The 13,545-nt window shown below is 65.9% G+C and carries 14 protein-coding genes; 9 read left to right on the plus strand and 5 right to left on the minus strand.

The window, feature by feature from the left end; all coding sequences use genetic code 11:
- Window positions 1-4 precede the first annotated feature (4 nt).
- Window positions 5-208: a dodecin family protein gene (locus AC13CR_RS01150; protein WP_292957511.1), complete on the minus strand. Its 204-nt coding sequence runs from the start codon at window positions 206-208 to the stop codon at window positions 5-7.
- Window positions 209-290: 82 nt separating this feature from the next.
- The gene (locus tag AC13CR_RS01155) at window positions 291-962 is read right to left on the minus strand and encodes an SDR family oxidoreductase (RefSeq protein WP_446232910.1); all 672 of its coding nucleotides are present in this window, start codon (window positions 960-962) and stop codon (window positions 291-293) included.
- Between the two features lie 159 nt (window positions 963-1,121).
- Here AC13CR_RS01155 and nrdR point away from each other — a divergent pair, with 159 nt between their 5' ends.
- On the plus strand, window positions 1,122-1,586 hold the full coding sequence (gene nrdR, locus AC13CR_RS01160) for a transcriptional regulator NrdR (protein ID WP_292957506.1): 465 nt from the start codon (window positions 1,122-1,124) through the stop codon (window positions 1,584-1,586).
- A complete protein-coding gene (ribD, locus tag AC13CR_RS01165) occupies window positions 1,583-2,593 on the plus strand; it encodes a bifunctional diaminohydroxyphosphoribosylaminopyrimidine deaminase/5-amino-6-(5-phosphoribosylamino)uracil reductase RibD (RefSeq protein ID WP_335662393.1) in 1,011 nt (336 codons plus the stop codon). The genes nrdR and ribD overlap by 4 nt, the downstream gene beginning before the upstream one ends.
- Window positions 2,594-2,630: 37 nt before the next feature.
- Here ribD and AC13CR_RS01170 read toward each other — a convergent pair whose 3' ends face one another.
- The 3 genes from AC13CR_RS01170 to AC13CR_RS01180 form a co-directional block, all read right to left on the minus strand.
- Window positions 2,631-4,640: a capsular polysaccharide biosynthesis protein gene (locus AC13CR_RS01170; protein WP_292957503.1), complete on the minus strand. Its 2,010-nt coding sequence runs from the start codon at window positions 4,638-4,640 to the stop codon at window positions 2,631-2,633.
- Window positions 4,641-4,647: 7 nt separating this feature from the next.
- Window positions 4,648-5,745: a polysaccharide biosynthesis/export family protein gene (locus tag AC13CR_RS01175; protein WP_292957521.1), complete on the minus strand. Its 1,098-nt coding sequence runs from the start codon at window positions 5,743-5,745 to the stop codon at window positions 4,648-4,650.
- A gap of 80 nt (window positions 5,746-5,825) precedes the next feature.
- The gene (locus AC13CR_RS01180) at window positions 5,826-7,211 is read right to left on the minus strand and encodes a capsule biosynthesis protein (protein ID WP_446238607.1); all 1,386 of its coding nucleotides are present in this window, start codon (window positions 7,209-7,211) and stop codon (window positions 5,826-5,828) included.
- A gap of 192 nt (window positions 7,212-7,403) precedes the next feature.
- On the opposite strand from AC13CR_RS01180, the gene AC13CR_RS01185 reads away from it, so the two are divergent.
- The 7 genes from AC13CR_RS01185 (at window position 7,404) to AC13CR_RS01215 (ending at window position 13,190) form a co-directional block, all read left to right on the plus strand.
- The gene (locus tag AC13CR_RS01185) at window positions 7,404-8,024 is read left to right on the plus strand and encodes a riboflavin synthase (RefSeq protein ID WP_482900314.1); all 621 of its coding nucleotides are present in this window, start codon (window positions 7,404-7,406) and stop codon (window positions 8,022-8,024) included.
- The gene (locus AC13CR_RS01190; RefSeq protein ID WP_292957495.1) at window positions 8,021-8,587 is read left to right on the plus strand and encodes a hypothetical protein; all 567 of its coding nucleotides are present in this window, start codon (window positions 8,021-8,023) and stop codon (window positions 8,585-8,587) included. Before AC13CR_RS01185 ends, AC13CR_RS01190 begins: the two co-directional genes overlap by 4 nt.
- Window positions 8,577-9,695 (plus strand): 3,4-dihydroxy-2-butanone-4-phosphate synthase, encoded by a 1,119-nt coding sequence (gene ribB, locus AC13CR_RS01195; RefSeq protein ID WP_292957492.1) that lies wholly within the window; start codon window positions 8,577-8,579, stop codon window positions 9,693-9,695. The genes AC13CR_RS01190 and ribB overlap by 11 nt, the downstream gene beginning before the upstream one ends.
- A 3-nt stretch (window positions 9,696-9,698) precedes the next feature.
- Complete coding sequence (locus tag AC13CR_RS01200) at window positions 9,699-10,244, plus strand: 6,7-dimethyl-8-ribityllumazine synthase (RefSeq protein WP_292957489.1); 546 nt, start codon at window positions 9,699-9,701, stop codon at window positions 10,242-10,244.
- Window positions 10,241-10,732, plus strand: a complete 492-nt coding sequence (gene nusB, locus AC13CR_RS01205) for a transcription antitermination factor NusB (RefSeq protein WP_292957486.1) — start codon at window positions 10,241-10,243, stop codon at window positions 10,730-10,732. Before AC13CR_RS01200 ends, nusB begins: the two co-directional genes overlap by 4 nt.
- Before the next feature lie 655 nt (window positions 10,733-11,387).
- On the plus strand, window positions 11,388-12,326 hold the full coding sequence (locus AC13CR_RS01210) for a DUF481 domain-containing protein (RefSeq protein ID WP_293767991.1): 939 nt from the start codon (window positions 11,388-11,390) through the stop codon (window positions 12,324-12,326).
- A gap of 393 nt (window positions 12,327-12,719) precedes the next feature.
- Window positions 12,720-13,190, plus strand: coding sequence for an MmcB family DNA repair protein (locus tag AC13CR_RS01215; RefSeq protein ID WP_482900315.1), 471 nt, complete (start codon window positions 12,720-12,722; stop codon window positions 13,188-13,190).
- The last annotated feature ends 355 nt before the right edge of the window (window positions 13,191-13,545 follow it).

Below are 13,545 nucleotides of genomic sequence, written 5' to 3' on the forward strand. Positions count from 1 at the left end.
CGGTTCAGTCGTCCAGAATGAACGTGACCATCATGTTGACGCGATAGCGGCTGATGGCGCCATCCTCGCAATCGACGGATTGCTCCTTGATCCAGGCGCTCTTGACGTGGCGCAGCGTCTCGTTGGCGCGTTTCAGTCCCTCGCGGACGGCATCCTCGAAGCCGGTATCCGAGGTGGCCGAAATTTCGGTGACACGTGCAATACTCATCTCGCTATCCTCCTACATGCGTTCTCGGAGCAGGGCCAACGTCCCGCCGCGCAATTGGTTCGTGCGGCCGCTTGTCGGCCGATCAGCTTTGCGGCATCAGATGGATTTCGCGGATCGCCGCGCGCTCGGGCGCTTCGATGATGTGCATCACCGCCGCCGCGACGTCCTGCACCTGCAACTTTCCCGGCGCGCCATCGTCGAAGAAGGGTGTATCGACCATGCCCGGCGCAACGACCGCGCACCGGCCGCCCCATTCGCGCATCTCTTCGGCCATGTTTCCGGCATAGCCATGCACGAACCACTTGGTCGCGCCATAGATCGAGCCCGCGATATGCCGCCGACCCGCGGCCGAGCCGGTCAGCACCAGCGTCCCCTTGGTCTTGCGCAGTTCCGGCAGGGTCAGCCTTGCGGTCAGCAGCAGGCCCGTGATGTTCAGTTCGATCATGCCGCGAATATCGTCCAGATCGGCCTTTTCCGTGCCGGGTGTTTCCAGACCCCGGCCGGCATTGGCGAAGGCCGCGTCGATGCCGCCGAAACGCGACACGCAATCCGCCACCGCGCCGGCCAGGTCGGATTCGTCGGTGACATCGCCGGGCAGGGGCAGCGCAGCCTCGCCCAGTTCGTCCGCAAGATTGCGCAGCTTGTTCCTTGATCGGGCGAACAGGCCGACATTCCAGCCGGCCTTGACGGCTTCGCGCGCAGTCTCGGCGCCGATGCCCGAGGATGCGCCGGTGATGAACAGGGTCTTTGCCATGGGATGCCGCCTTTCGGATCATCTGAGTTTCCGCCCGCCAACGCGGCTTTCCTGCCACATGTTCCACTGCGCCTATCTTGTGGGCTGTGGATAAACTCTACCCAAACCCTGCCACCGCACCTATAGTGGCTGCGGATCGCCGGACCGAGGGAACAACTGATGCGCTGTCCGTTTTGCGGAAATGTCGATACGCAGGTCAAGGATTCACGCCCGGCCGAAGATAACGTCGCCATCCGCCGCCGCCGCTTCTGCCCCGCCTGCGGCGGTCGCTTCACCACTTATGAACGTGTGCAGTTGCGCGATCTGGTCGTCGTCAAGTCGAACGGACGGCGGGAGGATTTCGACCGCGACAAGATGGCGCGCTCGATCCGGATCGCGATGCAGAAGCGCCCGGTCGAACCCGAACGGATCGAACAGATGATCTCGGGGATCGTCCGGCGGCTGGAAAGCACCGGCGAGACCGACATCGCCTCGAAGATGATCGGCGAGATCGTGATGGAGGCTCTGTCGCGGATCGACAACGTGGCCTATGTCCGTTTCGCCAGCGTTTACAAGAACTTTCAGGACGCGGGCGATTTCGACAAGTTCGTGTCGGAACTGCGCCCCGGCGCCGCCAACGAGTGAGCCCCGACCGGGCCGAAGACGCGCGCCACATGGCCCATGCGCTGCGTCTGGCACGGCGCGGATTGGGCAATGTCTGGCCCAACCCGGCCGTCGGTTGTGTCCTGATCCGCGACGGTCGCGTTGTCGGACGCGGCTGGACCCAGCCGGGGGGGCGCCCCCATGCCGAGGCCGTGGCGCTGGATCAGGCCGGGCCGATGTCGCGGGGCGCGACTGCCTATGTCACGCTGGAGCCCTGCGCCCATCATGGCCGCACGCCGCCCTGCGCCGAGGCGCTGGTGCGGGCCGGGATCACCCGCGTCGTCACCGCGCTGACCGACCCGGACCCGCGCGTCGGCGGACGCGGCCATGCGATCCTGCGCGCGGCCGGAATCGCGGTCTGCGAGGGCGTGGCCGAGGCCCGGGCCCGCGCGCTTCAGGCCGGTTTCCTGCTGCGCCTGTCCGATGGGCGACCCTTCGTGACGCTGAAGCTGGCCACCTCTTTCGATGGCCGCATCGCGACCGCCAGCGGCGAAAGCCAGTGGATCACCGGAGCCGGGGCCCGCAGCCATGTCCATGCCCTGCGCCTGAGCCATGATGCGATCCTGGTCGGTGGCGGCACTGCCCGCGCCGATCTGCCTTCGCTGAACGTGCGCGGCCTTGGTCCGGTGCGCCAGCCGGTGCGCGTGATCGCGACGACCCGGCCCTTGCCGGATCTGCCCCCGGAAGGGCCGGATCACGGCCCGCTGTGGCAGGTCGGCGGAGACCCGCGGGCGATCCTGGCCGATCTTGCCGCCCGCGGCATCACCCGGCTTTTCTGCGAGGGCGGGGGCATCCTGTCTGCCGCGCTTGTGCAGGCGGGCGTGGTCGATCAACTGATCGGCTATACGGCGGGCATCGCCCTGGGCGCCGAGGGCCGCGCATCCATTGCGCCGCTGGCTCTGCCAAACCTCGCCGCGGCGCCGCGATTTCGCCTTGTCGAAAGCCGCGCGATCGGCCCTGACCTGTTCCACCGCTGGCTGCGGGCCTGATCCCCGGCCGGGTCGAGGGCCGCAGCGCCTGCGCCCGCTATCTGCGCCAGATCCAGCTATGCCCGGCCAGCATCCCCTGCGCCTTGGCCAGAAGCCGCAATCCCGGCCCACGGCCGGTCGCGCGGCAAGCCAGTCGTGCGACCGCGATCTCGACCGGGCAGGGCAGCCCGGTCACCGGGTCGCGATAACGCGGATAGGCGATCAGGCAGGCATGGACCAGCGCCGCAAGATCGGGACGTGCGGTGCGGCGCGCGGGCACGGGGCCCAGATCGCGCGTCAGCCCCCAGCCTGCATAGAAAGGCGCCCCCAGAACCGTGACCGGCACCCCGCGCAGAAGTGCCTCGAATCCCAGCGTCGAGGTGATGGTCCAGACCTCGTCCACCTGGTCCAGCAGCGCCAGCGGATCGGCCCGGCGCGCGACGTGATCGGCCAGTCGCGCCAGTTCGGATCCGGACACCGCGCCAGGCCGCAGACCGGCCTCGATATCGGGATGGGGCTTGTAGATGACGAAGGCGTCGGGATTGTCCGCCCTGACGCGGGCAAGAAGCGCAAGGTTGTGCCGCTCTTGCCCGGCGCCGAGGCGGATCGAGGCGTCATCCTCGACCTGGCCGGGGACAAGGATGCGCCGCCGCCCGTCGCGTGGCGGCAGATCGGGGGCATCGCCCGCCAGGTTGTATTTCGTCAGGCCCGCCGCACGGATCGCGCCGATCAGAGCCCGGGCCCGCGCAGTCCCGCCCGGCGGCAGGGGCGCCGCGATCAGGCGTTCCAGCCGGCTTTCGCGGCCGGGGTCATAATAGATGCCCAGATCGTCCGCGACCAGCGACAGCGGCGGTGTCAGTTCGGCGCCCAGCCCGCGCGAGCGCAGAAAGCCGTCCTCGACCCTCGCGGCTTGCGGCACCCTGTCGGCGCGGCCTGCCCAGGCCAGCGTGACCCGCGGCGAGGGCGTGCGGGCGAAACCCAGCCCGGCGCTGTCGCCGAAGGCGTGCAGGATGAAGCGGCGTTTCCACGCGCGCATGCCATAGGCCAGATGGCCGCCGCGATCCTGCCGAAAGACGCGCGCCTCGGCCTCGATCTGGTTCACGGCACCATCGAAATCGGTCAGCGCGTCGCGGCAGGGATCATACCAGCAGGGCGCCAGCAGATGAGAGGCGGCGAACAGATCCTCGGGCGCAGCGGCGCCGCGGCGGTCGGCGGGCAGCATCGTTTCATCGTCGCTGAGGCCCCAGCCGGCATAGAATGGCAGGCCGAACAGCCGCGGGCGATGCCCTGCCAGCAGCGCCTCGTAGCCCAACTGGGAGCTGATGGCATAGACGCTGTGCGCATTTTCGACCAGCCGCCAGGGCGAGATCGGGGCGTCGCAAAGCAGATCGCCGGGGCGCAGATCGGCGCCGGTCAGGTGGCCCGGACGCAGGCCGGCGGCTGTCTCGGGATGGGTGCGCAGCACGATCGGGCGGTCGGGATGTTCGGCCCGTGCCGTTTCCAGCATGGCCAGGAACCGGCCGCGGCCCGCCCCCAGCAGCGAGGCGTCGCCGCGCGTCTGGTCGATGACCAGGACGTAGCCGGGCGGGGGCGCGGCAAGCCGGGGACGGTGGAAATTGTATTTCGACAAATCCAGCGATCGCAGCCGGGCGATACCCTGGATTGCGGCCTGGCGATGCGCGACGGTCACGCCCGAGGCGATCAGTCGTTCCAGCAGCGATGGCCGCGCCGGATCGAAATGCACCCCGCAAGGGTCGATCAGAAGGCCGATCGGACCGCGCCGCGCCACCGCGCCGCGCGCCCGCCCCGGAAGGATCGAACGCAGGAAGGCATCCTCGACCGTGATCAGCCCGCAACCCCGGCGCGTCGCGATGGCGCGACCGCGCCACGCGGTCGGACTGGCGCCCCAGATGCCGATGTCATCGCCCGCGCGGGGCAGGCCGGCGGCGATTCTCCAGCCGGCCAGTTCCATCATCCGCCGCAGGCGCGGGCGGGCGAAAAAGCCCCCATTGAACACGAAAAGCCGCCGGGGTTCGCCCCCGGCGGCCATGCCCTCATCCGCCGCCATGGCCGGGCTAGTTCCCCAGTTTGCTGAGATTGTCGGCCTGTCGGACACCGCCGGTGATGGCCGACAACACCTTGTTCCACTGCACGTAGGGTGCTTCGGTCACATAGACCGTATCCTCGTCGCGGATCAGGAAATCGCGGGCAAGGAACAATCCGTTCGGCTTGGTCAGATCCAGCACATAGGCCATCCGCTGCGAACCGGAGACGCGCTTGCCCAGAACCCGGCTTGCGACGGATTCCGGTTCGTCGCGCAGGATGAACACGCCGGTCGGATCGGCCAGGTTTGAATTCAGGCCCCCGACCATCGCGATGGCCTCGACCGCGCTGATCATGTCATTGCCCAGCGGCACCCGCGTCTGACCGCCGAGGGCGCCGATGGCGGTAAAGTTGCGCTGATCCTCTTCGACCAGGATGATGTCGCCGGGACGCAGCGCGATGTCGTTCTGGCCGGAATAGAGATCGGTCAGCCAGACCTTGCCCATGTCGTTGCCGCGCTTGACGGTCACGACCGCGATTTCGGGGGCGATGGAGACACCGCCCGCCCTGGCCAGCATCGCCGACAGGGCGCGGGTCGGACGTTCGATCGGATAGACGCCCTGGGACACGACCTTGCCCATGACCGAAACCGTGGCCCCGTCGCCGGCGACGCGCGCCACCGTCACCTGCGGATCGGGGGTCTGCGTCGACAGCCGCTGGGTGATGATCTGGCGCAATTGTTCGGGGCTGTTGCCCGCGGCCCGCACGCGGCCTGCATAGGGCACGAAGATGTAGCCCGCGCTGTCGACCTGAATTTCCTGGAGGTTGGTTGAACTTGATCCCAGCGAGGTCAGAAGCCCGTCATCGACGTTTTCCCAGATCGACAGGCCCAGCACATCGCCCGGCCGGATCTCGTCCGCGCCGACCTGGCCCGCATTCCTGAAGCCGCTCGAAAAGCCGTAGGTCGGAACGAAATTCGCGGCGCGGGTGACCTGATCGTTGACATAGACCACATTGGCATTGCCGCCGCGCTCGACCGAGCCTGCGTAAATCTCGCCCTTGGTGGGGCCGGACCGTGGCAGGGCGCAGGCGGACAGCAGCGTCAGGGCCGCAACCAAGACCAGCCGCATGGCGGCGGCGGGTGAGAATGGGACTGTCACCTCGAAAACTCCTGTCTTGCTCGTCCCGGCCCTTGTTGTCCGGTTTGCGGTTAATCTAGCGTCTGCCGGGCCCCTGGGCCACAAGAACAGGGGATCCAGGCCACCGGATCGGTGATTTGCTGCCGATGTGTCACATGTCCATCGGCCAGTGTCTCGTAAGGGTCAAGGGGGGCCAGCATCATATCGGCCACCAGCCGCAATGCGTGGGCGCGCGAGCGGCGCGAATAGAAGCCGCCGGGTACCTGGCTGGTCTGCAACAGATAGTCGCGGAAGATGCGGTAGGCGTGCGGATCCGGGGCACGCGGCGCCTTGAAGAAGTCGGCCAGGGTCTGGTCCGAGGTGATCCCGGTCTTCTGATAGACCGCGCATCCAAGCGCCTTGACCGGAATGCCGCGCCAAAGCGCCTGCTGCGCGGCTGTCGAATTCACGGTCACGATGGACCGCGCATGGGCCATCAGATCGGCCAGCTTGCCGCCGCGCAGATAATGGACCCGTTCCGTCAGCCCGTGACTGGCCGCGGAATCGCGGATCGCGTGGCGATTGCGCGCGCGGCCGTCCTCCAGCGGATGGGCCTTTAAGATCAGGTGGTGGTGACGTGGCGCCGAGCGGGCGAATTCCGCGATGACCGTCTCGACGAATTCGGAATTCCTGCGAAAGGGCGAATGACCGAGAAAGTTCGAATCGTGTTCGAGCTGCAGCAGAACCAGCGAATAGGGCTGACCCGACAGCTTGATCCGCCGCCATCGAAGCGCGCGTTTGAGGTTGTAGGCCGGCATCAGCATCAGCCTTTGCAGGTTCAGCCGGAATTCCTGCCGGACGGTGATCGCGCGGTGGCCGGCATAGCGGCGATAGCGCCGGTTCGCCGCCAGAACCAGGAAATGATACAGCGCGCCATAGAACTTGTGATGACGCATGTCGCCCCAATGCGCAGGCGGGCGGTGGATTTCCGCGGAGGTGTCGCGCAGGGCCGCGCGCATCTGCGACAGTGAAATTTCCAGGAGCGGCGAGGATCCGTTCGAGCCGCCGCGTTCATAGCTGATCCAGTAGGGCCGCAGATAGCCCTCCTCGAAGACGTGAAAACGCAGGGCCTCCTGATGGGCCACGCTGCGGGCGATGGCGTGGATCGGCCGCACGTCGCCGTAAAGCACGAGATCGGTGACGTTCTTCTCGACCAGGATGCGGTTCAGATGGGCGGGCCAGTCCCGAATGGTCGCTTCGTGGCGGATGAAGTGATCCTTGTCGTCCCAGAAAAATTCGTCGCCGGCGTTGAAACCACAGCGCCACACCGTCGCGCCCGCCTGCCGCAACAGGTGCCCGAGGCGGTTGAAGAAGGGTCCATGCGGTCCTTGCAGCAGCAGAAACACCCTTTCTTCCATCGCGGGAAGACCGGCTTGCGATGGGTCGCTGTCTGAATGGTCAAGAGGGTTGTGAAACATCGGCCGGCAAGGTGACAAGGTGCAATTGCCGGACAGTTTGCACGTTCGGGTGGTATTTTCCACGATTTTGTCGCGTCAGGAGGACCGGCCGGCGTCGCGTCGCGCCGGATTCGGGCGGTGGGCGATCGGCCCATGCCTTGCGCGGCGTGGGCCGATCGCCTAGGTCATTGCGCGTGCACAGGGGGCTTGGCGATGTTCACGGGCATCATCACGGATATGGGCGAGGTTCGCGTGGTCGAGATGCGCGGCGACATGCGCGCGCGGATCGGCTGCGGCTATGACATGGCGGGCGTCGATCTGGGTGCCTCGATCGCCTGCGACGGGGTTTGTCTGACGGTGATCGCCAAGGGCGCCGACTGGTTCGATGTGGATATTTCGGCCGAGACGCTGTCGAAAACGAATATCGGCGCGAATGGCTGGGCGGTCGGCAAACGGCTGAATCTGGAACGGGCGCTGAAGGTGGGCGACGAACTGGGCGGCCATATCGTCAGCGGTCACGTCGATGGCGTGGCGCGGATCGTCGCGGCGCAGGATCAGGGTGACAGCCTGCGCCTGACCTTCGAGGCGCCGCCGGCGCTGGCGCGTTTCATCGCGCCCAAGGGATCGGTCGCGCTGAACGGCACCTCGCTGACGGTGAACGAGGTCGAGGGCAATCGTTTCGGCATCAATCTGATCCCGCATACGCGGCAGGTCACCACATGGGCCACGGCCGTGACCGGCGATGCGGTCAATCTGGAAATCGACACGCTGGCCCGCTATGTCGCGCGGCTGGCCGAGGCCGGGGCGGCGGATACCGGGACCGCGACGCGATGACCCGGATCGGAGACAATGGCGGTCCGGCGATGGATGGGACGCGGTGGCGCGCCCATTGCTGGCACCGGGCGCGGGCCGATCTGCTGCCGGTCCTGCCGGTCGAGGTCGTGCGGATGCGGGTGCGCCGCGCGCAGGCGCTCGGGCTGGACTACAAGACCTATGCCGGGGTTCGGGCCTCGACCGGGCGCGATCTGGTGGCGTTTCTGTTTTCCTCGAATGCACTTGGCGTGTTTCGCGACGGCGCGGCCCTGCCCGGCGGACGCGAGTGCAGGTTGCAGACCCTGACGGCGTCGCGGCATCTGGGGGCCGGGCCGGGGCTGGACCGTCTGGCGCTGGCGCGGCGCATCGACGCCGATTCCAGCCTGGATCTGCCGCGTTTCGGCCAGAGTTGGGCCTTTATGCGCGATGAGGTCAAGACCTGGCTGCGCCAGCAACATCTGCCCGGTGACGCAGTGCTCATGATCGGCGAAACGGATCACGAGCGCGAAATGATGGCGGCCGGAGGACTGGCCGGGTTCATCACCGGAATGCGCTATTTCGAAGGGACGCGCCATGCAGTTTGAAAAACCCGGCCCGGTCGAACGCGACTTTTCCGACGCGATCTCGTCCATCGAGGAGATCATCGAGGATGCGCGCAACGGGCGCATGTTCATCCTTGTCGATCACGAGGACCGCGAGAACGAGGGCGATCTGGTGATTCCGGCGCAGATGGCCACGCCCGATGCGGTGAATTTCATGGCCACCCACGGGCGCGGCCTGATCTGCCTGTCCCTGCCTGCAGCCCGGATCGAGGCGCTCGGCCTGACGCTGATGAGTCCGCGCAATTCCTCGCGCCACGAGACCGCCTTCACCATGTCGATCGAGGCGCGAGAAGGGGTCACGACCGGGATCAGCGCGCATGACCGCGCCCGCACCATCGCCGTGGCCATCGACCCGACCAGGGGCGCGCCCGATATCGCCACGCCAGGCCATGTCTTTCCGCTGCGCGCCCGCGATGGCGGGGTTCTGGTCCGCGCCGGCCATACCGAGGCGGCGGTCGATATTGCGCGGCTGGCGGGGCTGAACCCGGCCGGCGTGATCTGCGAAATCATGAACGAGGATGGCAGCATGGCGCGGCTGCCCGATCTGGTGGCCTTCGCGCAGAAACACGGGCTGAAGATCGGAACGATCAGCGATCTGATCCGCTATCGCCGCCGCTACGACAATCTGATTGCCGAACGCGCGTCGCGCATCGTCCATTCGGCTCATGGCGGCGAATGGATCATGCGCATCTTCGCCGACGAGATGCAGGGCGCGGAACATATCGTGCTGAGCAAGGGCGACCTGACCGCGCCAGGCCCCGTTCTGGTGCGGATGCACGCGCTGGATCCGCTGCATGACGTGCTGGGGATCGGCGGGGCGGGCGCCGGCAGCCTGCCCGCCGCCATGCGCGCGATCGCGGACGAGGGCCGCGGCGCCGTCGTGCTGATCCGCGATCTGACCCACGCAATCCGGCAGCCCGACGAGGCCGGGCCGCACACCCTGCGTCAATACGGCCTGGGCGCGCAGATCCTGTCGGCACTCGGCCTGTCGGACCTGATCCTGCTGACGAATTCCGCCCCGGTGAAGATCGTCGGGCTTGACGGCTACGGGCTTTCCGTCCATTCCACGCGGCCTATTCCCAAGGACTGAGCCATGGTCTTGAACACTGCGCATCACGAATTGCCGCTTCCGACCTTCGATTCGCCGGTCCGGCTGCTGGCCGTGGTCGCGCCCTATTATCGTGCGATCGCCGATGGCCTTCTGGCCGGCGCGAGGGCGCGGGCCGCCGAAGCCGGCGCGGTGATCGACGTGATCGAGGTTCCCGGCGCGCTGGAAATCCCCGCCGCCATCGGGATCGCCGCGCGGCAGGCCCATTATGACGGTTTCGTGGCACTTGGCTGCGTGATCCGCGGCGAGACGACGCATTACGATACTGTCTGCAACGACAGTTCGCGCGGGCTGACGCTGCTGGGTCTGAACGGGGTCTGCATCGGCAACGGCATCCTGACGGTTGAAAATCCCGAACAGGCTCAGGTTCGCGCCGATCCCGCCGGGCAGAACAAGGGGGGCGGGGCGGCCGCAGCGGCCTTGCACCTGGTGGCGCTGACGCGCAGATGGGCCGCCCGGCGCGACCCTGACCGCGCGCCCCGCGACGTGATCCGTCTTGCGGGCGAACTGGACGGGCAGGGCAAGGCATGACCGAGGCACGACAAAACTCACGCTCGGGGTCAGACCGCCGCGCACTTAGCGGGGCGGCACGGCTTTATGCCGTCCAGGCGCTGTTCCAGATGGAGGCGGCGGGACAATCGGCCGATCGCGTGCAGCGCGAATTCGAGACCTATCGCATCGGCGCCGAGGACGAGGAAGGGCAGATGCCCGAAGCCGATCGCGATCTGTTCATGCGCATCGTCGATCAGGCGGTGACCTGGCAATCCCGGATCGACCAGGCGACGGATCGGGGGCTGGTGGCGAAATGGCCGATCGACCGGATCGATCCGGTGCTGCGCGCCCTGTTTCGCGCGGGTGGCGCCGAACTTGCGGGCGCCAGGACCCCGCCAAAAGTCGTCATCACTGAATATGTCCGCATCGCCGAGGCCTTTTTTCCCGACGGCCGCGAGCCGAAATTCGTGAACGGGGTGCTGGATCACATGGCGCGCGATCTGCGCCCGGATGCATTCGACGGATGATGTGACGCCGGACGGCCTGCCACACGTCTTCTCCGCGCCCGTCATCAACATTTGCCGAAGTCGCAGGCCGATAGTTTGCCGCAGGCTCGCCATACCGGTGCCGCGCGGTGACCGAACGCGGATCGCAGGAACCCGCCGCTGGCCGAATCGCCTGTGCGGGGGGCGCCCCCACCCCCCGCCTTCAACCGAAAGAAGAACACCTCGCGCCGGCGATGCGTCGCCATCAGACGGCCGATGGTGATGTAAATGCGCCTCACCGATCGCGCTCGGCCGTGGCTTCCGTGTCGATTTTGCAACAACACGCCGCGCTGCCGGACCAGGCTTGCCTGCCTTTTTCATGCGCAGTAACGTGTGCATTTCTGAAAACGAGCGATCAGATTATCACGATCCCTTTCGATCTCAAATCGGTTTAGCCATATTAACCAATACTTTCCGAGAAAGAGAATTTTGTTCCATCCGTTCAATTCACGATTTCATGTCAGCGTTTTTCCGCCGACAGCGCCGTGTCGTGCCGTTGCTCACGTTTTCGACATTTCACCATGTTTTCCACGGGTCTTTGAACCAGACCCGCTCAGCGATAATTGATACCCAGCAGAGATGCTCTGGCGTCGCTTCGAGGCCAGGACAACGAAACTCAGCTCGTGAGGAACACATTATGAAAAAAGTTACGCTGCTGACCGGCACCGCCGCGATCCTGGCCGTCTTGTCGGTTCCGGCTTTCGCCCAGACTGAAATTGCAACCGGCGCCGATGCCGTGGGCGTCTCGGCCATCGACGAACAGATCACCGACATCGAAGACAACGTCCGCGATGATTTCAACCGCTCGGCCGATGCCGACCGGTTCGGTTCGTCCGATCGCCGCCAAGGCCTTTTCGGCAACATGTCGCTGCAATACAGCGGCTCGACCGGCAATTCCGAAGGCCAGGATTTGGCCATCGCCGGCCGCGTCTCGTATAATCAGGCTCCCTTCGCGCAAAGCGTCGGCCTTGCCATCTATTTCGGCGAAGACGACAACGGCAACAAGGATCAGGAAGATGTGGATGCGATCTATGATGCGCAATACTACTTCAACGATCGTTTCTATGCCTTCGCCTTGGGCCGGCTCAGCGTGAACGGTCTTGTCGATGGCCAGCGCAACAGCGCCGCCCAGTCGGACGAAGATCTCAATGCCGAGTTCAATGACCTGCGCCGCGACGCCTTCCTGGGCTTTGGTCCGGGCTATCGCATCCTGAACACGCCGGATACGACCTGGCGCGTCCAGGCCGGTGTCGGCGTCCGCTACACCCAGACCGGTGCGCAATCCCTGGGCTTTGACGAGAACGGCAACACGGTTGGCGATTCGTCGGATACCTCGGTCGGCTACATCGCGTCGTCGCGGCTGTATCACCGCTTCAACGACATGATCTTCATCACCAACGACACCGACTATCTTGGGTCGAAGGATGCGAATGACGTGATCAGCAACGAATTCGGCGTCAACTTCAAGATGTCGAACCAGCTGGCGACCCGCGTGAGCTACATGACCGAGTACCAGGAAAATCGTGACATCCGCACGAACAATACCCTGGGCGTCGCGATCGTCTACGGCTTCTGATCCCTTCCCTGGATCGAAAGTCTCTCTGGACAGGGCGGTCGAAAGGCCGCCCTTTCTTGGTGCCGGAACCGGTCCCGGCCGGCCACGAAAAAACCGCCGCTGCCGGATGGCAGGGCGGTTCTTTCGTGAGGTGGCGGGAACCGCAGCGACCGCGGCAGCGCGAGATTTCCCGAAAGCCTGGAGTACCAGGTGGGCGCCGGATAACGTGACCAGGGTCACGACAGGGCCAGCCCCCTCGGAAAAGTTATAGGCCAGTGGAAAAATGGCCGCGCGCGGGAAGAGCAGAAGCCCGCCAAGACGAACAGATAGGCAAGCCGCGCCGCCGTTTCAAGCTTCCGGTACGGCAGGCCGCAGGGCTTGCACGATGTTTTGCTTTCGTTCTATTCTGCTTCAATGGAATATCCGACTGATGCGAATGATCTGCCGGCATTGGCCGGTCAGCGCCTTGCGCGCGGCGTGGCGCGTCTGCTGCGCAGCATGGATCATGCGGCGCTGACCGAATTCGTCCCCGCGCGAGGCCTGCGCGTCGATGTGATCTCGCTGGCACCGGGGGGCGATCTCTGGATCGTGGAATGCAAGAGCAGTCGCGCCGATTTCGCGTCGGACCGTAAATGGCAGGGCTATCTGGAATGGTGCGATCGCTATTTCTGGGCTGTCGATCATGATTTTCCAGTTGAACTGCTGCCGCCGGAAACCGGCTTGATCTGCGCCGACCCCTATGGCGCCGAGATTCAGCGCATGGCCCCGGAAACCCGGCTTTCGGGCGCGCGCCGCGCGCGGATGACACGCGACTTTGCGCGGGCGGCAGCGCTGCGGCTGCAAAATCTGGCCGACCCTCGGGCGGCACCATCCTTGATCGTCTAGAGCGTGTCGCAGCCTGTCCGATTCAGGATTTCCAGATTGGCTGTAATGTGATTCCCTGCCTTCCAGGCAGATATGGGGGTCGCATTTGGGAAAAGCCACATCCTATAGAGCTGCGAGTGCGCGTGGTTACGTTCGTCGATGAGGGTCACGGGCACCGCGAGGCGGCGCGGCACTTCCGGGTGTCGCCGAAGTTCGTGAACGATCTGATCAGGCTGCGGCGCGAAACCGGATCGCTGGCGCCGCGGCCGCAAGGCAACGGCGGCGGGTACGGCAAGCTGGCGGGCGTGACTGGCCGGATCGAGGCGCGCGTCGCCGACAAGGGCGAGATCACCCTCGACGAATTGGCGGCGGAACC

It is taken from the genome of Paracoccus sp. L-17, from assembly GCF_056857655.1.